Origin of the sequence: Fibrella forsythiae (genome assembly GCF_017353175.1) — a bacterium.
In the GTDB taxonomy this organism is placed as follows: domain Bacteria; phylum Bacteroidota; class Bacteroidia; order Cytophagales; family Spirosomataceae; genus Fibrella; species Fibrella forsythiae.
The window spans coordinates 1,264,260-1,284,958 of the sequence record NZ_JAFMYW010000001.1 but is presented as its reverse complement, the minus strand read 5'-3'; the positions used below and the strand labels follow the sequence as shown (position 1 = coordinate 1,284,958).

The 20,699-nt window shown below is 52.1% G+C and carries 16 protein-coding genes; 7 read left to right on the top strand and 9 right to left on the bottom strand.

The genetic code is table 11. The features are described from left to right. Nucleotides 1-17 precede the first annotated feature (17 nt). Complete coding sequence (locus J2I46_RS05735) at nucleotides 18-1,541, top strand: RagB/SusD family nutrient uptake outer membrane protein (protein WP_207327991.1); 1,524 nt, start codon at nucleotides 18-20, stop codon at nucleotides 1,539-1,541. Nucleotides 1,542-1,606: 65 nt separating this feature from the next. Further along, nucleotides 1,607-2,665 carry a glycoside hydrolase family 43 protein gene (locus J2I46_RS05730; protein WP_207327990.1) on the top strand — a complete coding sequence of 353 codons (1,059 nt, stop codon included), beginning with the start codon at nucleotides 1,607-1,609 and terminating at the stop codon, nucleotides 2,663-2,665. 3 nt (nucleotides 2,666-2,668) lie between these two features. Here J2I46_RS05730 and J2I46_RS05725 read toward each other — a convergent pair whose 3' ends face one another. Genes J2I46_RS05725 through J2I46_RS05715 form a run of 3 tightly spaced genes read right to left on the bottom strand, consistent with a single transcriptional unit; the run spans nucleotide 2,669 to nucleotide 6,096 of the window. After that, nucleotides 2,669-3,388, bottom strand: coding sequence for a YqjF family protein (locus J2I46_RS05725; protein ID WP_207327989.1), 720 nt, complete (start codon nucleotides 3,386-3,388; stop codon nucleotides 2,669-2,671). A 54-nt stretch (nucleotides 3,389-3,442) separates the two neighbouring features. Further along, nucleotides 3,443-5,431 (bottom strand): OmpA family protein, encoded by a 1,989-nt coding sequence (locus tag J2I46_RS05720; RefSeq protein ID WP_310588991.1) that lies wholly within the window; start codon nucleotides 5,429-5,431, stop codon nucleotides 3,443-3,445. Nucleotides 5,432-5,463: 32 nt separating this feature from the next. After that, nucleotides 5,464-6,096: a 7-carboxy-7-deazaguanine synthase QueE gene (locus J2I46_RS05715; protein ID WP_374758075.1), complete on the bottom strand. Its 633-nt coding sequence runs from the start codon at nucleotides 6,094-6,096 to the stop codon at nucleotides 5,464-5,466. 147 nt (nucleotides 6,097-6,243) lie between these two features. Here J2I46_RS05715 and J2I46_RS05710 point away from each other — a divergent pair, with 147 nt between their 5' ends. Beyond that, a complete protein-coding gene (locus tag J2I46_RS05710; RefSeq protein ID WP_207327987.1) occupies nucleotides 6,244-6,486 on the top strand; it encodes a GlsB/YeaQ/YmgE family stress response membrane protein in 243 nt (80 codons plus the stop codon). Nucleotides 6,487-6,497: 11 nt separating this feature from the next. On the opposite strand, the gene J2I46_RS05705 is transcribed toward J2I46_RS05710, so the two are convergent. Further along, nucleotides 6,498-6,923 carry an NfeD family protein gene (locus J2I46_RS05705; protein ID WP_207327986.1) on the bottom strand — a complete coding sequence of 142 codons (426 nt, stop codon included), beginning with the start codon at nucleotides 6,921-6,923 and terminating at the stop codon, nucleotides 6,498-6,500. A gap of 173 nt (nucleotides 6,924-7,096) precedes the next feature. Here J2I46_RS05705 and J2I46_RS05700 point away from each other — a divergent pair, with 173 nt between their 5' ends. Continuing rightward, on the top strand, nucleotides 7,097-8,317 hold the full coding sequence (locus J2I46_RS05700; RefSeq protein ID WP_207327985.1) for an MFS transporter: 1,221 nt from the start codon (nucleotides 7,097-7,099) through the stop codon (nucleotides 8,315-8,317). Nucleotides 8,318-8,394: 77 nt separating this feature from the next. Here the strand turns inward: J2I46_RS05700 and J2I46_RS05695 are convergent, their stop codons facing one another. Next, a complete protein-coding gene (locus tag J2I46_RS05695; RefSeq protein ID WP_207327984.1) occupies nucleotides 8,395-9,465 on the bottom strand; it encodes an agmatine deiminase family protein in 1,071 nt (356 codons plus the stop codon). A gap of 62 nt (nucleotides 9,466-9,527) precedes the next feature. Between J2I46_RS05695 and J2I46_RS05690 the strand changes: the two genes are divergently transcribed. Continuing rightward, the gene (locus J2I46_RS05690; RefSeq protein ID WP_207327983.1) at nucleotides 9,528-11,930 is read left to right on the top strand and encodes a leucine-rich repeat domain-containing protein; all 2,403 of its coding nucleotides are present in this window, start codon (nucleotides 9,528-9,530) and stop codon (nucleotides 11,928-11,930) included. Nucleotides 11,931-11,937: 7 nt separating this feature from the next. Here J2I46_RS05690 and J2I46_RS05685 read toward each other — a convergent pair whose 3' ends face one another. Continuing rightward, the gene (locus tag J2I46_RS05685) at nucleotides 11,938-12,504 is read right to left on the bottom strand and encodes a superoxide dismutase family protein (protein WP_207327982.1); all 567 of its coding nucleotides are present in this window, start codon (nucleotides 12,502-12,504) and stop codon (nucleotides 11,938-11,940) included. A 310-nt stretch (nucleotides 12,505-12,814) separates the two neighbouring features. Here J2I46_RS05685 and J2I46_RS05680 point away from each other — a divergent pair, with 310 nt between their 5' ends. Next, a complete protein-coding gene (locus J2I46_RS05680) occupies nucleotides 12,815-16,006 on the top strand; it encodes a leucine-rich repeat domain-containing protein (RefSeq protein ID WP_207327981.1) in 3,192 nt (1,063 codons plus the stop codon). Between the two features lie 29 nt (nucleotides 16,007-16,035). Here J2I46_RS05680 and J2I46_RS05675 read toward each other — a convergent pair whose 3' ends face one another. Next, complete coding sequence (locus tag J2I46_RS05675) at nucleotides 16,036-17,964, bottom strand: tetratricopeptide repeat protein (protein WP_207327980.1); 1,929 nt, start codon at nucleotides 17,962-17,964, stop codon at nucleotides 16,036-16,038. A 122-nt stretch (nucleotides 17,965-18,086) separates the two neighbouring features. Here J2I46_RS05675 and J2I46_RS05670 point away from each other — a divergent pair, with 122 nt between their 5' ends. Next, complete coding sequence (locus J2I46_RS05670) at nucleotides 18,087-18,812, top strand: universal stress protein (protein WP_207327977.1); 726 nt, start codon at nucleotides 18,087-18,089, stop codon at nucleotides 18,810-18,812. Nucleotides 18,813-18,886: 74 nt separating this feature from the next. On the opposite strand, the gene J2I46_RS05665 is transcribed toward J2I46_RS05670, so the two are convergent. Beyond that, entirely contained in the window at nucleotides 18,887-19,501 is a 615-nt protein-coding gene (locus J2I46_RS05665) for a DUF4276 family protein (protein ID WP_207327974.1), read from the bottom strand. Beyond that, nucleotides 19,498-20,619: an AAA family ATPase gene (locus J2I46_RS05660; RefSeq protein ID WP_207327972.1), complete on the bottom strand. Its 1,122-nt coding sequence runs from the start codon at nucleotides 20,617-20,619 to the stop codon at nucleotides 19,498-19,500. The genes J2I46_RS05665 and J2I46_RS05660 overlap by 4 nt, the downstream gene beginning before the upstream one ends. Nucleotides 20,620-20,699 lie beyond the last annotated feature (80 nt).

Sequence of the window (20,699 nt, the reverse complement as noted above, 5' to 3'; positions counted from 1 at the left end):
CTCCAGAGCAAATCATTATGAAAAATACAATCATATCGCTCACCGTAGCTGCCGCCCTGATGCTGGCAGGTTGCGACCGGAGCTTAGATATTGTTAACCCAAACCAGGTGACTGCCCAGTCATTCTGGAAAACTGGCGACGACGCACTGGCGGGTGTTAATTCCGTCTATAGTACCATGCACCGGGGAGGTATTTCGCGCTGGATGCCGTTCTACTACATCATCCGGTCGGACGAAGGGCGGAGCCAAAGCCCGGCAACCGACATTGTGAATAACATGGACCAGTTCCGGGTGACCGATTATAACTACGGCAATGCCTACGCTGTCTGGAACGACAACTACATCGGCATCAACCGGGCCAATCAGGTGATCGATAACGTACCCAACATCAGCATGGATGCCACGCTGAAAGGTCGTTACCTGGGTGAAGCCAAGTTTCTGCGGGCCATGTACTACTTCCACCTCGTCACGCTGTGGGGTAACGTACCGTTGATTCTGAAAACATCGGTGGTGGGTGATAAGCCTGGTTCAGCAACTAGTGCGCAGGTTTGGGCGCAGATCGAAAAAGACCTGACCGAGGCCGCTACTGTGCTGCCAACTACATATGGCAACTCCGATTTGGGCCGGGCTACCAAAGGCGCTGCCTATGCATTGCTGGCCAGAGCGCAGATGCAGCAGCAGAAGTACACGGAAGCACTTACGCCCCTGCAATGGCTGGCCGATGGCGAAGGGAAAGGTATTTATTCGTTGATGCCCAATTACCGCGACAACTTCCTGATCACGTCGGAAAACAATAAAGAGTCGGTATTTGAGTGGCAGTTCCAGATCAACCCGGCCGAGTATACGGATGATGATACCGAAACGCCGAACCAGAACTATGGCACCTCGCTGGCGCAGTTCTTTGGTCCGAGTGGTATTGGCTGGTCAGACGGGGAAGCGCAACGCTGGCCGATCAGCGAATTCAACGAAAAAACGACCACGGGCGCGCGCGATCCACGGCTGGAAGCCTCGTATCTATATGATTCGACGGATGTGCGTGGGCCTAATTTCACGCAGATTTACGGGCAGACCTTCACGCAGCGGTACGGCACCGGCAATAAGCGTGTGTGGTTCCGGAAGTTTCAGAACGACCACTGGAAGAACGAAGAAGGCTACCGGTCGCCCAACAACTGGCGGTATATCCGTTATGCCGATGTGCTGCTGATGTATGCCGAAGCCCTGAACGCAACGGGCAAAACAACGCAGGCCTACGCCTACGTAGATCAGGTACGTCGTCGGGCCGGGCTGCCAACGTTGACCGTGGCGAAACCAGGGCTATCGCAGGCGCAGTTCCTGACCCAGCTAAAACACGAACGGCTGCTGGAACTCTCGGGTGAAGGCCACCGCTGGAATGATCTGGCGCGTTGGGGCGATCTTGGCCCGCAACTGGCCAGCCGCGATGCTGCTTTCTCGACCTTTGTGAAAGGCAAGAGCGAACTCCTGCCTATTCCTCAACTTGACCGGGATTTGAACCCGAACCTGACGCAAAACCCGAATTATTAACCAAAACGGAATTTACCACAGTGAAACTTCTGTTCCGCTGTGGTAAATTCCGTTTATACTCAACGATGAAAAACGCTCTTTTCTCAACCCTTATTCTGCTCTGGTTTATTGGTGGATATGGCTGTAAGTCAACCAGTACCGTAACGCCGCCAACGCCCGTTGTGCCGACGGATACAGTCGGGAAGTTCAAAAACCCGATATTACCCGTTGGCCCCGACCCGTGGGTGGCTCAGCGCGACGGGTTTTATTATGTGATGCATACCACCGGTAATACCATACGGATCTACAAAACAAGGTCGATGAGCCGTCTTGGTTCGGTAAGAGCCGTTACCGTCTGGACACCACCAGTTACCGGCCCTAACTCGCGGAATATCTGGGCACCTGAACTGCATAGCGTGAATGGCAAGTGGTACGTCTACTACACAGCCGATGATGGCGCTGACCGGAACCACCGCATGTTTGTGCTGGAAAATGAAGCCGCTGACCCTACAACAGGTACGTGGGTAGATCGTGGTAGCCTGGCCCTGCCCGACAATAAATGGGCGATCGACGGAACGTTGCTTAATCTGAACAGCCAGCTTTATTTTGCCTGGTCGGGCTGGGATACCGACCTTGGTGGAGCACAGTACATTTACATCGCTAAACTGACCAACCCATATACGGTGGCTGCCGGCCCACGGGTACGGTTATCAGCTCCTGACTACAGTTGGGAAAAGCAGGGCTTTGGCGTGAATGAAGGGCCGGAGTTTCTGGTCAACGGCAACAAGGTTTTCCTGGTCTATTCAGCCAGTTACTGCGCCACCGATCTATATGCTCTTGGCCAGCTGTCGGCCAGCACGACCAGCGATTTGCTGAACACAGCCAGCTGGACAAAATCAGCAACGCCCGTATTCGGACCATACGCCAGCGGGAGTACGTACGGAGTGGGTCACAACGGATTTTTTAAGTCGCCCGATGGCACTGAGAACTGGATCATCTACCACGCTAATCCGGCTCCCGGCCAGGGTTGCGGCGACTTCCGGTCAATCCGCATGCAGCCGTTTAGCTACAATACAGATGGAACACCCAATTTTGGCACGCCCGATCCGGCAACGAACTACATAAAACGGCCGGCGGGCGAATAGGCGCTAAATCACGGCTGCCCCTGATTTGATCGCAACGGCTGACCCATCGGCCAGAAAAACAGAATGGGGGGGCTGCTCAAAGAATGGCGCAAAAGCGGCTCCGTACAGTTTAGGTACGTTGCATCTGACGTCATAATCCGAGACGGTGTAGATGTTCCATTTTGGATGGACCACTTCATACTCGGATGTTCGGCCCGCGCCCCGCCCGGTATACCCCCAGTAATGCTCGGTAATGAAGGCCTCTTCGCTACCGGGAATCAATGCATGGCCTGTCTTGTCGGCGCTGACGCGGATATAATTCCAGTCGGCGCCGACTTTCCATTCATACCCAATATGTTGTGTATCGCCCTCCGTTTGCCAGCTGTGGCGCATGGGGTGGGTTGCGTATGGTTCGCCGTATAACGTTCTGGCAACGAGTGTAATGGCCAGTTTGGGCACAATCTCCTTCACGAAAACGACACCTCGTTTCCAGCCGGTTTCGGTCTTTCGCCGCACGTAGAACCGCAGATTGAATTCTTCGAACTCACGGTGGAACGGCACCGCGATCTGGCCAAACATTTTCACGCGCTGAAAGTAGAAACCAACCAGGCTTCCGTAACAAACACCCTCATATGTGTCGAGCTCGGTACCGTACGGAACCAGCGGCTGTAGTACGCGACGGTCAATGGCGTAGTTGGCAAAAATCAATTGTCGCCATTCGGCGGTCAGGAAGGTAGTAGCCATTCGGTGGGGGGATTACGCTGATGTAACGATGCCCGCAACGGAAGGTTCACTTCTCTACATCACCCGCCATTCGATGCGGCGATTGCGTTGCCGGGCTTCGTCGGTGGTGCCTTTTACGGCCGGGCGGGTTTTGCCATAACCAATGGCTTTCAGGCGGGCCGGAGCCACATTCATACGGACCAGGTAATCGACAACCGTTTGGGCACGTTTGCGCGACAATTCCAGGTTAGCGGTCGGGTCGCCACGGTCGTCGGTATGGCCGGCTATCTCGATCCGCGCCGTAGGGTTCACGTTCATAAACTCGGCCAGCCGTTCAAGCTCGGTCAGCGATTTACCCGATAATTCATATCGTCCAGACTCGAAAAACAGGTTGTTCAATGTTTCTTTGCTCGTGGTGCCTATAGGTTCCAGACCAGCATCGAGCGATACGCCCTGACCCATTCCTGTTTCGGTAGAGGTTTTATCGGTATAGTTAAAAGACAGACTTTTAAATAGATAACCCGGTGCACTTACGTAAAGGGCATACTCGCCGCCAGCGGGCAATACGGCAACATACTGGCCCGTTTGCACATCCGACGAAATGCGTGATACGGTCTGGTTCGTTCGCACGTCGATGAGGTCGATGGTGGCGCTCAGGGGTTTGCTGGTGCGGGCGTCGGTAATCAGGCCCTTCAGGTAATTCACGGGACGTACCTGATCGCGCAGTGTGACGGGCAGATCGAAGGTATAAATCCGTGATTTTTGCGATACGCCGTCTTTTTGTTCTTCAAACGAATAATACGCTTTTGCGCCACTGGCCGAGACAAACAATGACGCCTGATCTTCCGACGTATTGATCGGATATCCCAGATTGGCCGGTACAGACCAGCCTGCTTTGGTGCTGTCGGGGCGGTACCGGCTCACGAACAGATCATAACCACCCAGGCCTATATGCCCATCAGAGGCAAAAAACAGCGTTTGCCCGTTGGCATGCAGGAAAGGCGAGGCCTCGTTGAAGGGTGTATTAACGGGTTTACCCAGATTTACCGGTTCAGACCAGTCGCCACTAGCGTTGCGGGTGCTGCGCCAGATATCGCGCTGACCCAGACCGCCCGGCCGGTTCGAGACAAAGTAGAGTTGCCGCCCGTCGGCCGAGAGGCTGGGTTGTGATTCGTAATCACGGGTGTTGATGGTGGGGCCAAGGTTTTGCGGCACGCTCCAGACATCGCCGGTTTTCTGCGTGCTGTACAGGTCGCAACTGCCGAAGCCCTGCCGAACGCCGCTCTGGCAAGCGGTGAAAACCAGTAACCGTCCGTCGGCAGAAAGGCTGGCTGTGCCTTCATTATCAGCCGTATTAATGTTGGCTGATAGCGGGACAGGTGTTTGCCAGCCACCTTCCGGCGCAAACGTAGCCGTCATCAGGTCTTCGTCGCCTTCCGGTTTCAGCATCGTAAACACCAGCGTCTGCTCGTCGGCAGTCAGCACGGGGAAATACTGTGACTCGCCAATTTTTATCGACTCAGATAAGGGCTTCGGATTAACCGATACCGGATGCTGCACGGCTTCCTGGCCAAACCGGGCGGTAGCTAACGCACGCTGTACCTGCCGTGCCTTGGCCGACTCGGGCGCAAAGTTTTTCAGGAACGCCTCTAGCATTGGAATGGCTTCGTTGTAGCGGCCCAGTTTGAGCAGGATCTGTGCCGAACCCTGATAGGCGGCGGCGATGGCGCCGGTGGCCGAAGGCGCTGCTGTTGTTGACTGATTGCTCTGAAGCGCAATGGCAGCCCGGTATGCATTAAGGGCTAACTCGGGACGACGGGTGAATTCGTAAGCTTGCCCCAAACGTACCTGAGCGTCGAGAAAGGCGGGGGTATCTCGCAGGGCCTGCTCGAAAAACGGAATCGCTTCGCCCGCTTTCCGTTCGTTAAATAACTTTATCCCCTGCGTGTACAGATCAACGGCTTTTTTCGATTGTGCATGCCCCAGAAACGGCAGGGTAATCAGTAGCGCACAGTGAAAAATTACGAGCGCGACCAGACGTACCTGAGCAGAGTTGGCGGTCAATCGGTTCAGACAGACCGTTGCGGTCCATTTGCCTAGGGAATTTGCATGAATTTGTGCGTTTGCAGGGATATTTGCCACTGTGGATTTGCCTTTACATACTCAACGATGCGGGGCAACATTTCGTCTGAACGGCTCCACTCCGGTTGAAGTAATAATCGACAGCCAGGCCGTAGGTTTACGACGAACGATTCGGCAAAGGCAAAGTCAGACTGGTTGTAGATGATGACTTTCAACTCGTCGGCCTTCGCGTAAATGTCCGGATTGGGTTGCTTGAATTTCTTTGGTGAAAAGCAGATCCAATCCCACGAACCACTAACCGGATATACGCCGGATGTTTCAATGTTTGTCTGAAAACCAGCTACCTGCAGTGCAGCAGTCAGCGTGCTCAGGTCGTGCATCAGGGGCTCGCCACCCGTAATAACGGCCATACGCCCTGGGTACGTCAGGGCCTCCGAGACGATCTGGTCGATTGGCAGGTGAGGGTGGGCGTTAACATCCCAGGACTCTTTTACGTCGCACCAGTGGCAGCCCACGTCGCAGCCGCCGAGACGGATAAAATAAGCGGCTTTGCCGGCATGGGCGCCTTCACCCTGAAGCGTATAGAACGCCTCCATGACGGGCAGGGAATTGGTTGCTGTTTGTTGTTGATGCTGTTCGGTACTCATACCGCAAAGATACGGCTTTCCTAAAAGTCAATTGTAGTCAGCAGCAACAACAGTAATTGCTACATTCAGTCGAATGTACGAACATAACTGCTGGTTCGCCGTTATATCTCTGTTTTCGTAAACACTCAACTTTAAAGAAAAACTATCATGGGTATCTTAACATCAATTCTCGTTGGCGCTGTTGCCGGTTGGTTAGCCGACCTCGTGTTTAAGCGTTTCTCTTTTTCGCTGCTGGTAGAAATTCTGCTGGGTATAGCGGGCGGTATCGTTGGTGGCTATTTCTTCGGTAAGTCAACCGGCCTGATCGACGCCATCCTGACATCGTTTGTGGGTGCTGTTATCCTGCTTGGTATTGCTGCCCTGATTAAAGGCTCAACCAGTAGGGCCTAGTTGACCTCTGTTTAGTCAACAACCAGTATAATGCCTTCAACCCGGCGTATGGTAACTCCATCGCCGGGTTTGTGCGTTTTACCGGCTAACGTTCTGGCCGACCACTCAGTACCCCGATAATTCACGCGTCCAAGGCCATGAACGGGTATCGTCTGCGTTACTTTAACCGAGTCGCCAACACAATCGGCTTGGTGAGTCGAGCATGTAAGCCACCGTCGCATCCATCTCCAGAGAAATAGGCCAGACCCTGCCAGTAATGGTGTTTCGTTGGGCGGTGTGCTATGAATGCCGGGTACTGAGAGAAACAAGGTCATCACTGACTGACCGGCATTGCCCAACCTGCAGGTGTCGGTCAGGGCGGTGAGGTCAACTGTTCGGAGGGCCGTATCGAGATCGGTCCAGTTTATAGGAGGTGGTAGGGTAAAAATAGTTGTCATGAAAGTGGCTGATAGGAATATCAATAAAAAAACTTCCAGCAGTTTATCAATCAATTATCACCTTACCGGCCAGATAGTGAGGACACGGTCATCTGAAAGGAAATATCGAACCTAATGGCTTTTATCTGTAGATTCGAACTTCTCTGAACAGACACTTTAAACGAACGTACCTGATGTCGTTGACTACCCGCCTGCAATTATCGGCCATGATGTTTTTCCAGTTTTTTATCTGGGGAGCCTGGTATGGTCAGGTTACCAAGTACATGGAAAAAAGTATGGGGGCCACGGGCCTGCAACAAGGCGCTGCTTTTGCCACGTTTTCACTGGCTATGCTGGTTGCTCCTTTTTTCGTTGGTATGATTGCCGATCGCTATTTTGCCGCTCAGCGGGTGCTGGGCGTGCTAACGTTGCTGGGCGCAGCGGTCCTTTATTTTCTGATCGATGTGCGTGATCCCGACCAGTTTTTCTGGGCACTGCTGGTGTATTGTATCACCTTTGCGCCAACGCTGGCCCTGACCTCGTCTATTGCCATGCAGCAGATGGTTAGCCCCGAGAAAGAGTTTCCGGGCATTCGGGTGCTGGGCACTATCGCCTGGATCGTAGTGACGAATATTGTGGGGTACTACGGATTTGGCGACAAGGTGGCCATCTTCGAACTGTCGATGTACATGTCGGTGGCACTGGGCATCTTTGCTTTCTTCCTGCCCAACACGCCGCCCAAAGCAACAGGTGGTGCATCGATCAGCCAGATTCTGGGGCTCGACGCCTTTCAACTGTTCAAAGACCGGTCGTTCGCTATTTTCTTCCTGTCGTCGGTGCTGATCTGTATTCCTCTGTCGTTCTATTATGCTATGGCCAACTCCGCCCTGACTGATTCGGGCATGAAAAACGTAGAGAACGTGATGTCGCTGGGGCAGGCTTCAGAGGTGATCTTTATGCTGCTGATTCCATTTGCCTTTACCCGTTTCGGCGTCAAAAAAATGCTGATTATTGGCCTGATTGCCTGGATTGCCCGCTTCCTGTTCTTTGGCTACGGTAACGCCGAGTCGGGTATCTGGATGTTCTACCTCGCCATTATCCTCCACGGGGTGTGCTATGATTTCTTTTTTGTAACGGGCCAGATCTATACCGACCATAAGGCGGGCGATTCGATCCGTTCGTCGGCGCAGGGGCTGATTTCGCTGGCTACCTACGGCATCGGGATGAGCATCGGCTCCTACCTGTCCGGCTTTGTGAAAGACTGGGCTAAAACACCAACAGGTATCGATTACACCGCTTTCTGGATGGTGCCCGCGGCCATTGCCGTGGTTGTACTGCTGCTCTTTATCTTCCTGTTCACCGATACGAAGAAAACCCAACCAACTGAAGGTGAATTGGTAACGGGACCACTTTAAAAAAGTTTACAGTTTTCTGTTGCTCCGCTTAGACCGATTACGTACCTGGGCGGAGCAACAGAAAACTGTAAACTTTTTTATACTGTTGGCTCCTGCTGGCTCAGGCAGTGGAAACTGCCGAGACCCCAGACGATTTCGGTGGAGTCGATGCCAATGATTTTCCGGTCAGGGAAGCACTGGCCAATGAGGTCAAGGGCAGGCTGGTCTTTATCGCAACGGAAGGTTGGCACGATGACTGAGCCGTTGGTGATCAGGAAATTGGCGTAGGAGGCGGGTAGTCGCTGTCCGTCGCTTTCAACCGGGTCGGGCATGGGAAGTTCGACGATGTTGAGCTGCTTGCCGTTGAGCAAACGCATCTGCCGAAGCTCGTGGTGGATCTCCTGAAGCGGCGCGTAGTTCGCATCGTTGGGGTTGTGTTCGATAGCGGCAATCACCGTGTCTTCGTTCACAAACCGCACCGTATCGTCGATGTGCCCGTCGGTATCATCACCCACGATTCCGTCTTCTACCCAAAGCACCTGCTGAACGCCGTAATAATCGCAGAGGTAGCGTTCGATCTGGGCCTGTGACAGGTTTGGGTTCCGGTTTTTATTGAGCAGGCAGGCGCGACTGGTTAGTACCGTTCCGGCCCCGTTGAACTCGACCGAGCCGCCTTCCATAATGATGCCCGGCGTCACGTAGTCCAGCTTGCGGTAGTGGGCAATGGCCGTTGGCAACAAATCATCGCGGTCGAAGGGAGGATATTTGCCACCCCAGGCATTGTAGCCCCAGTTCACGATCATCCGTTCTTTTTTTGCGGGATTGATCAGAAAAGCCGGGCCATGATCGCGGCACCACGAATCGTTGGTGGGGAAGGGCAGGAGCGTGATCCGATCCAGGTTGGCCCCGGCCATGAGCAGTCGCATTTTTGCCTGCTGAATCACCAGTTCGTTGTGCGCATTGATGCATACCTGCTCACTTTCCGAGATCACTTTTATGAATTCGAGGTATGCAGGCATCATTAACTCAAGACGTTCTGCTGTCCATGACGCTTCGGTGTGCGGCCAGGTTAGCCAGGTGGCCACGTGCGGATGCCATTCGGCCGGAAAGAAAAAGCCCTGTTGCGCGGGCGTAAGAACCTCTGATTCTGTATCTGAAAAGAGCGACATTGCGTTAACTATTCGTTGAAATCGTTACTTATTACTAGGTTTGCCAGTAAACGTACAAAGCTATGCAAGGATACCGTGGCAACAACTGTCAACGCCAGTGGGCAACGTACCTGATTGGTTTATTGACGATCTGCTTGCCAGACTTCAGTATTGCCCAGCAACTGACCGAGCAACATCTGCCATGGTACATTCCACAACGGTCGGCTCCTTCCCGCTACATTGGTAGCTCGGCCATTATCGAGTATACTTCGTTGCAGGATCTGGCCGAAAAACTGGCTCAGCGAACGGATGGGCCATATCATCTTTCCATAAAGTTAGACAAGAACCCACCCGCGTATTGGCAACAGTTACGAGCGATCCCCCCGGCAACAAGTCTGGCTATTGAACTGGCCGACAGCGTGATGACCGACACGCTGGTTGCTATTCTGGCCAGTTGGAATAGCCTGAAACGACTGGATATTACGGGTATAACCGGCCCGCGTTCCTACACCATCGTGACGAACGCGAAAGGAGAAAAAGTGTTTGGCTCGTCTATTTACACCAAACGACTAAGTGCAACGGGCTGGGGCAAACTTCGGTCTGTCCAGGAAGTACTTATTTCAAATGAAATTGATCTGAATCAGGCAGCTACCGTTCTACGGCAGTTGCCCGCTCTGGAATCACTGACAATCCGCCAATTCCTGGATCGCACTATCCAGAACGTACCTGTAGAGTTCGCCGGTCTAGAGCGACTACGGAAGCTGACGGTTTCGGGGGGTATTTCCTGGAATTACAAGCAGACGTTTTCTGCGTTGCCAGATCTGGATGAGTTAGTGATTACTGACCCAGACATTCGCGAGTTGAACGCCGGATTGCCCTATCTGACAAAATTGACCTGTCTGCAGATAACTGTGTTTGGCCGGTCAACAGCATTGCATCAGCTAAGGCTGGGTGGGTTAACCAACCTGCAGTCGCTGTACGTAATGAGCCGCTCGCAATCGGCAATCTCGCTGGATTCTACGCTGACCGGATTGACTACACTTCGACGCCTGTCAATCGAGCAGACCAAGCTTAAGTCATTTCCGGTTAGTTTGTTGACAAACAAGAAATTAACGTACCTGTCGATGCCGGATGCTGATCTGGAAACAATCCCCGATCAAATAGACCAGCTACCTGCACTGGAGGAGTTGATACTCGATAACAACCCGCTTCATCGCTTGCCTGCTGCGCTTGGCAAACTATCCCGACTGAACCGATTGAGCGTCAGTAAATGCGAGCTTGACTCCTTGCCTGCTGCCATCGGGCAACTGGCCTCACTTACCGGATTGTCGCTGAATAGCAATGTATTGACCGCTTTGCCTGCGTCAATGGGGCAGCTCAGCCAACTCCGGCAGCTGAACGTAGCGATGAATCAGCTGACGGAGTTACCGGTTGAACTGGGTACGTTGCCAAACCTGGAAACGATTGCCGCTTTCTGGAATAAAATTGCCCGCTTCCCTGCGGGCTTTAGCCGGGTACGTGATCTTTACCTGACGGATAATCTGCTCACCGAACTGCCGGCTGCGCTGGGTACGTTAACCCACCTGCGTACGCTGATGGTGGATAATAACCAGATCAGTTCACTGCCCGCAGGTATTGGCCAGCTCGATTCGTTGCAAACCCTGGGTATTGGCGGCAACCCGCTGACGGCCTTGCCCAATTCGATTGGGGGGCTGCGTCGGCTGAACCGGCTTGATCTGGGAATGAGTCAGATACGGGAGTTGCCTGAAACAATTGGTGGCTTAACCTCGCTGACCAGCGTATCGCTCAAAGACATGCCGCTTACTCGGTTGCCCGCCTCAATCGGGGCCTGGCGGCAAGTTAGGCAGGCATTGTTCCGGTTACCCCAACTTGAATCACTCCCTGAAGAGGTTGGTCAGTGGCAGCATCTGGAGAGTCTGACTATCGAGAGCGACCGACTGTTGGTATTGCCCGAGAAACTAACGGACTGCCAACAGCTTGGTTACCTGTCCGTTACCGGAAAGAGGCTCATCGGCCTGCCCGAATCGATTGGGAAGCTGATCAGCCTGAGCCAGATTACCCTCGACGGCCGGGCCGATTCGCTGTCGGGGCAGGGTATTGGCAAATTCACGATGCTGCCCGCTGGTATCGTCAACTGTAAGGCACTTACCAGCTTGCTTGTGCTGAATCAGCAGCAGTTTGATGGCATAGAAGGCATGCAACTGGTTGAGCGCCTCCCCGGCCTCAGGTATTTGTCATTCGTTAACTGTGGCCTTACAGAACTTACGGGTATTTCCTGGAAAAAACTGCAGGCATTCACGGTCAACCTGTCCAGAAACAGAATCAGTCAACTGCCTGCCGGTATCCTCGATATGCCTCAGTTAGAGCAACTAAATCTATCAGAAACGAACCTCCCCGGGCCGCTAAACCAGTTTTTTTTCCGTCGGTCGGAGCTGGTTCAGGCGTTTAAGAAAGTAAGTGAATAACGTTAGCTTACTGCATCACCAGCACCCCCGCTGCAATGCGCCCGCCACTATTACCCGATGGGTCGGTTGTCTGATCGTCGGCATTAACGTGAATGACGATGGCCGTACCATCCGTATCGAAAACCGATTTGGTGCCTGCCGACAGCGTAATCCGTTCTGTGGCGGTTGTTAACGTACCCACGCCCTGTGCGTTAACCTCCAGGTTAGGCAGATCACCGTTGTGTGCGCCGTCGGGATTACTCAACCCATGTTTTTTGCTGTCGGGATTAAAATGGTCACCCGCCGACATAAACGCGGTGCTGGGTTCGGCCCGGCCCACAGCGTGAAAATGAATACCATGCTGACCTGCTGGCAGCCCGGTTACGCTGATCGCCATCGTGACAATCCCCGTCGATTCCTGCGTGAACGTAGCCGTACCGATAGATGCCCCGGCTGTGTTGATGATATTGGCCGTTGCCGTTGCTGTAGGTGCCGCATTTTCATTCGTGCCCAGACAACTGACCAGCAGGCCTGTGAGCACCAGCGCCAGCAGCACGGCGAAGCGGAGTGACGTATATTTTCGATCTGCTTTCATCGATGTTGAACCATACGGTGTGATCTGGATAACCCACAACAGATGCAACTGTTGAGGATAATGAGCCTGCGACACGTTTACTCTGTAAGGATACCTTTTTTTGCTAGTTGTAGAATTAATGAATAGTATTACAGGCCTGTGGAATGGGACTTAAATTGACATCCATCAATGCAGTTGCGCGTTGGTTACACCAATTTTGGCCCTCAACTCAACCACAGAGACTTCTATGCACCGGATTGTACTACCCTTTCTTTTATGTTTTTGCGTCAACGCGTTCGGGCAAGTAAGGTCGTCACCATCACCCCAGTTGATGCGCTTCTTTTTCCCTGATGTCAATCGCCCGCAGGGGACGATGGTGGAGAAACGGGTGGATGATTTCAATCTGACTTACACCTCCTGGGCAGACCTGGCTGAGAAGAGCCGTGCCAGTGAAAAACCTATTTCACTGTCTTTATTCATTGATTCAACCAGTTACCGGGCCGATTGGCGTGGTCTGAAACGAACGCAACACGTTCGGCTGCTACAAATTCGCCTGGCTACTCCGCTGACACAAACACTGGCCGATTCGCTCATTGGCGCACTTGCAGGCTGGCCGGAACTGGATAATATTCATATCAGCGCTTCGTTACCAGGTTCACCCACGGCGTCAGGCATTGCACCGCAGCAGATTGATGGAAAGGCCAGCGCCCGGCTCGCGTCGGTTCGCCGGCTGAATTTTAGTTTGTCGGGCGATCCATTGCGTGCTGCTATTCAGTTGTTTAGCTACTGTCCTTCGGTTTTCCATGTGGCCATCAATGACTATAAAATGCCTGCCAGTACGTTGCCCGATGAACTGCGGAATCTGACAACGGTACGTTCCTTTTCAATGTATGGACCAGGGCACGTAAGTATGGAAAAAATCATCGGTAGATTCCCTGCCCTCACGGCTCTGGAACTGGCTTATACCGGCGATTGGCAACAACTGACTACTGACCTGAAAAAGGTGCCGAACCTGCGTAGACTGAGCCTGACAGCCGGACAGGGACAGAGCAGAATCAGTGGACTGCGGCTCGGCTCCCTGACGAAACTCGATACGCTCAACCTCCGGCTAAACCAAGGCATAACTGAGCCCGTTGATTCGCTGCTCATAGGGCTCACATCCCTACAGGTGGTTGAGTTCGCCGATGCCACCCTGTCATCGCTGGCCTGGATGGGCGAAAATACAGGATTGAGGCAAGTGAATCTGTTTCGCTGCCGGTTTCCGGTCTTTAGCGAATCACTGGCCAGGCTAACCCAACTGGAAAGCATTGCCCTCAATCAGGCCGATTCGCTGAAACAGTTTCCAGTGGGGTTCACAACCGTACCGAATCTGCGCTACTTATCTATCCACAACTCAGGGATAACGGCTATTCCTGCCACCATCGGCACAATGACTTCGCTTACCGCCCTGACTATTTCGGGAAGTAAATTGCGGAACGTACCTGACGAAATCGGGCAACTGACCGGGCTCAGACTACTCTCGCTGACTGGGAATCAGCTGACCTCGTTACCGGCCAGCCTATCGCGGCTCGACCAGCTAACTGCACTGGAGCTGGCAACCAATCAGCTGACCAGTTTGCCGGTTGGCGTGGGTCGCCTTCGGCAGTTGCGCACATTGGCCCTTGCCCGTAACAAATTGACCGCTCTGCCCGACGAGTTGGGCCAGTGTCGTCAACTAACGGAGTTGAATCTCAATGACAATCCGCTGACGGCCCTGCCCGAATCGATCGGTAACCTGGATTCGTTGCGCACGCTGACGATGACCATGACGCGGCTACGGTCGCTGCCATCGACGGTGGGTAAGCTGAAACAGCTACGCTGGCTAAACGTATCGGGTAGTCGGCTGACGTCGTTACCCGAATCGTTGGGGAATTGCCAGAATCTGGTATCGCTCGATATCAGTGACAGTACGCTGACAAGCCTGCCTGCTAGCATTAACCGGCTTGGGAAACTCAGTGGGTTATCTCTGGAACTGACTCAGCTTCAAATGCTTCCGGCCAGTGTTGCCAGCCTGACGAACGTGAGGACGATGAGGCTGAACACACCACAGCTCGTTCTGTTACCCGACGAAATCGGCAACCTGACCAGCCTGACATGGCTCTCTGTTTCCAGCAGTAAGCTGATGGGGTTACCAAATAGCATTGGTCGGCTAAAGCAGTTGACCAACTTGACGATAGATGGTAAAGTAGAGCCGATCACCAACAAACCAACGGGTATGCTGGAATACTTTCCCGACAGCCTTGTCCGCTGTGATAAACTGACCGATCTGACGATTACGAATCAGATCGCTTTCGACGGCGTCGATGCGATCCGGAAAACGGCGCGCATGCCCAGCCTGCAAAGCCTGCGACTAGACCGCTGCGGCATGGATCGCCTGACCGATATAGACTGGAAAACGGTTCGGCTACGGACCCTCTCATTACAACAGAACAGTCTGCGCGACGTACCCGAATCGATCCTCGACGCGCCGAACCTTCAGTCGATCAATCTGTACTATAATTACCCGCTACCCCGTGCGCTGAATCAGAACTTCTGGAACAAAGAAGGCTTAAAAACGGCCTTTGTCGAGGCTCAACTGGCTACCAGTCCGGCGGCTGTGGATAAACCTGATGCCCGTATAATGCAAGCCTACATGAATGCGGGCATGCGCCAGATGCAGCAGCGAAACTGGGGCGAAGTGTTTGCCAACATGGAAAAAGCAATTCTTGCTGCCCCCGATACCCTGAAAGCAATGCCACTCGCGCAACGGGCCGAACTGTACATGATAAGAAAAGAATACGCGCTGGCTGTTGCTGATTATGAAATGGCAATTGCCGCCGCGCCGCGTTTGGTTGATCGGCAGATGGGAATGAACGCAGACATTGCCAAAAAAATGATGATTGCGCTGTGGCGGAAGCAGTTGGGTACCGCCCGTTCGGCACTTGGCCAGTACGATAAGGCATTGAGCGATTTAAATAAAGCGATCGAATTGCTTCCCAAAGAAATGAGTTCTCCCTTTCTGGCCAATTTTTACACTGAACAGGCCAGGGTGAATGCCAATCGCAATAAGCCGGATGAAGCCAGAAAGAGCCTCGACAAAGCCAATGAGGTGTATGCCGGGATGCTCTATGCGGGTCCGGGCGAACGGCTCACAGAAGTGGAGTTGGCCATTCTCACCAACCAGCCCGATAAAGCGACCGCCGCCCTGACCAAATACCAGAAGCAGTTTATGACGAGCCGGCCAACCGGTTTTGATACGGGTGGATACAACACGCTTTACGAGTATCTGGCTTCCTGTACGGCAATTCTTTCGGGCAGCAAAACGCCCGAACAGGCACAGACAGCACTGGCAACGTACCTGAAAACAACGCCGGGTAAAATCTATAACTGGAGCTTCGATCTGTTTGAGACCATGTTGCCGCGTATCGGATTATCTACTGAAAAAGTTGCGGCTTTAGGTGCACTTACGAAACTAACCAAAGAGCAGGCCGTGAAGATGGAATAAACAAGTTGCTGGTTTACCTGACAAAGACACTACAGCACCCTCATGATGGCGGCATCAACAACCTGCCCCAGGGCCTGAGCCTGTTGGGCATGTTTTCGGGCCTCGGCCAGATGCCCCGATTTTACGAGCGCATAGCAGGCATATACATGGGCGGGGCCATTGGTCGGGTCTTGGGCAATGGCTTTCTCACAGGTCGCTGTGGCTTCCTGATACTGTTTATTCTGTAGGTACGTTGCGCCCAGGTTCGTGATGAACTGGGCGTTGCCCGGGGCGCGAACAATGGCTTTCTGATAAAAACGGGCGGCTTCAGGATATTGCTGGTTTGAAAAATAAGCCGCTCCCAGATTGACCAGCGTATTAAGGTACGTTGAATCGAGCTGGTAGGCATGCTTAAGATACGCGATTGCCTCAACCGGCTGATTCTTGCCAACCAGCGCCGTTCCTTTGATGGCCAGTGCAACCACGTTTTCCGGATTTTGTGAGAGCAGGAAATCGGCATCCGTTTCAGCCTCGGCGGGGCGATTCAGTTTTGATAATAAGTAAGCCCTGTTGGCTCTGAAGAGTGGTTTAGGGTCGGTACGAACGGCTATGTCATAGTCAGCGAGCGCTTCGTCCAGGCGGTTGTTCTGCTCATAAAACAGGGCCCGGTTGCTGTAGGCAATAGCTGAGGCAGGCTGTGTTTTCAAGACGTCTGTCCAGAGGGTTTCGGCGTTTTTCCAGACAGCCGTGCGCTGAACGGTCAGCCAGCCGAATGCGAGCGAAAACAGGGAGGTCGCCACCAGTGTGGCCCACGTCCAGGTACGTTCGCGTTGGCGCAGCAGACGGTCGATGGTCATGGCGGTTGCGAAAAAGAGGCCGATGTAGGCAATGTAGGTGTACCGGTCGGCGTAGGCCGCGCTGCCAACCGCCTTGATCAGATGAAGTGTTAAGGCCAGATTGACAACGAAGAACATGAGCCCGAAAAACCATAACGCTGAACGCCGATAAAGCCAGACCAAACCAAGGACCCCGGCCAGACTGATTACCGTGCAGATCAGGTAAATGATGGGGAATGACGAGCCAGCAACGGGCCGCCCGTACAGGGCCGATAAACCCACAGGCCATACAAGTTTCAGCACGTAATTGACCAGGGCATAACCGCCCAGCTGGGTACGTTCCCAGAGCGAATAGTCGTTGTTGATGGCCAGCGCCGATGCCTGTGCTTGCAGGGTTAGGTAGGCAACATAACCCGCCAGCAAAAAGAAGGGAATAATAGGAATTAACTGATTGATTTTTAGCTGTTTGGTATACCAGTAACTGAGCAGCGCCAGCACAACAGGCAGTATGGCGGCGGCAGGTTTCGACAGGCTGGCCAACACGCCGCAGAGCAGGCTCAGGCACAGGTAAAGTTTGCGCCTACTGGCCAGGAATTGCCAGAACGTAATGAGCGACAGCAGGAAGAAAAAGCCATAAAGCACATCCTTGCGTTCAGATAGCCAGGCAACTGACTCAACATGCATGGGGTGAATGCCAAACCAGAGTGCTACCAGAAAGGCCACCAGTGGCCGACCGTCAGCCAGTTGCCAGATCAGGCCAAATACCAGGCCTACATTTAGTACATGCAGCAGCAGGTTGGTGCGGTGAAACTGGCTGGGCGAGGAGCCGCCTAGCGCGTAGTCGAGGCTCAGCGACAGCATGGTCAGCGGGTGAAGGTTGCCGGAAATAACGGCGGTGAAGTAGGCTGATAGCGGTGTTTTACGGAAATCGAGCAGCGGGTTGTTGGTCAAATAATCGGGGTCGTCCCAGTTCGTAATTCCGTTTTGCACCGAAGGCAGGTACAACACGACTGTACCGACCATGGCCGCTGCCAGGTACCAATACCAGTTAATCTGCCTGGCCGGTAGCGATGGGCCGGGGGGCATTACTTGCGTTGGGAAGGTAGTTGAGGTTGAAAGACGAGGGGCTGTTCGGGTCTTCATGCATGAGATGGGTTTGACCAGCTACGATCAAGTTACGTGCCATAATCGACCTACGCTAAGATGGGATAACTATACGGTCAGTTGAACAGTTGACTAGGTGACTTTATTCTGATAATCCACTTATGAAAACGATTCTCTTTCCAACGGATTTGTTCGACCAGTCGTCGACCACACTTTCGTATCTGCACCTGATGGCCCGTGTCTGGCAGGCCCGTGTCATCCTGCTCCATGTATATCAGCCTGTTATTGCCGACACCTCTCTGCCAACGTTTGCCGATCCCGGAATGGGTTCACTGGCAACGCTCGATCTGGAGACGATCAGCCAGAAGCACCTGAATACCCTGGTGGAGAAGTTCCGCAGCGAAGGGCTTGACGTAGTTGGCGAATGGCGGGTGGGTGATGTCGAAGATAGTATTATCGATGCTGCACGTGAGTTTTCTCCCGATATATTGATTACCCAACGCAGCGCCGTAGCCACTTTTTTCGATCGGCTTGTTGGCAGTGCTGCCGATGATGTGGCCCGGCAGGCGCCCTGTCCGGTGCTGTTTATTCCCGACGATGAAACGGAGGCAGGCAGACCGTCTGTTGCGTTCAGGTCGGTGGCGTATGTGCTGCAACCAACGATCACACAATCGATGGTGACCGAGCAGACATCGGCTATCATTGATGCCTTCGATGCCCACCTGACGGTGATCACCCCCGAACAGATTGAGGAAAACAAGCCCGATCTGTTCATTATTCAGCGGAGGGAAACCGGTTTCCTTGGCGGGCTGATGGGCACCGACCCAACCGAAAAACTCCTGTCATCATCCCAGGTACCAGTGCTGGTTTATCACGCCGCCGAGTAATTTTTGAACCTTGGATGATTGACAGTAAAAAGGCCGTTCTCTTTGCAGGGAACGGCCTTTTTGTTGATTGGCTGTTATTGATTGGCATACTCATCCATAAACTGGAGGACCTGCTGATGAAAGAGATTAAAACTACGTGACTGCTTCGCCAATTCATCAAAATCAGCTACCTCGGCAATTGATCGTGCAACAGCAATCATTTTCCGTTGATCGTCCTTTTCGCCGTACAACAGTCGCTTTAACTCTTTTTGATTCATTTTCTCGAGACTACGCACCTCAGGTTTCGAGCCTTTGTTTATTCGGAAAGCCTGATAGGCTAGCCAATGCTCTATTGCCTGAATAGGAACATACACGATAATCTGTTTTTCGTACCGTTTATAGGCGCTTGCGAGAGCATTAATCAGTTTTTTACATTCGTTTGTATGTTCCTGGAGATCATCTGTATGATCTGGTTTGTCCAAATCAATTCCGACAATGCATAATGCCTGCTCTTCGTCCTGCAACGCTTTTAGGCAAAGGAATTCAGCTTTTGATAATACTGTTGATTTGCTAGGCTGCCCCTTTAAATTTACACTGCTAGGCTTTACCTGTATATTTTTCTGAAACGCTAGCCTTTTTAGATATACTGGAATAAATGAATATTCGGAAAATCCTTCTGAAATCAGGGCGTAGATAAGAGCTGCTTTCATAAAACTTCCTCAGGTACGCCTCCTAATAATCCATACATCCAGTTATCCCCTAAATTACTCGTAAAGTCTATTTGTGCTGTGTTATTATTAATACTTTTCTCATGTGATGGTTCAATGATATCGTGTAGAAGATTTTTTACGTGCGTGGCTCCTTCGTCATCTTTCTCAAATACAAAGACGGCTTCTGGCCATGTAGTGAATTGGTCAAGCACATGCTCGTTGTGCGTTGTAAGAATAATTTGAACCCCTTTTTCTTCAGCTAGCCGAAAGATGAAATTCATCACCTCTCGAATCCGTCGGGGATGAATACCGCGTTCGGGCTCTTCCAAGAGAAGTAGTTTAGGCGGATTAGGTTGATTGACAATGCCGAGGAGCATGAGGAAATACAATACTCCTTCCGATACCTCATTTGCCCAATAACCGACATCTTCCTTGTCAAAAAATCGTAAGCTCAACAAACTATCATTACCAACCTTCACAGGTGGCATTGTAAAATAAGTAATTTCAGGAACGCACCTGGTAAAATCTTCTTTTAACTGCTTTGAATAAGTATTTCTAAAATTCGTCTCTATATAATACAGGAAAGAAACCAGATTTGAACAATCTGGTAATAACATTAAGTCATCTGCAGAAAGCTTTACCTGATGAATCAGCCGAGATGGGTCAGGGCGAAATAGTGTCGCTGACTTATAGTTGATAAATTCTTTCATATGGCCAGGAAAAGTTTCAATTGGTAACTCTACTCTACTTTCATTAATAAAAGAATCATGTGCGTCAGTTTTTATCCAGCTATTATTTTCATCGGTAGTTAATGTATAGGCAAGGGAATAGTGATATATAGTGTTTGGATTATTGTTTTTTAGCTTGCTCATTAGTCCATTAATATCAGGTAAATAGTCAAATGAATAGGTGACATCAACGGGCTTATGCTTGAATGTTAATTCTTTAAATGTATCGATACGATTACTGCCTAATAATGACAACGTCTCCTTATCCAATGCTTTTAGAAAGTTTGTTTTACCCGAGTTGTTAGGGCCAATCAATAGATTGACTGGCTGAAGATTGAGAGTGACGTCTTTCAGGCTTTTAAAATTCTGTATGGACACGCGCTTAAGCATAATTTGTAGCGGCTGATGTTGGTCGGTAAGTTAGCGATTTTGGCAATAGTACCATGTCAGGCTCGCGCCTGAAAGCGAGG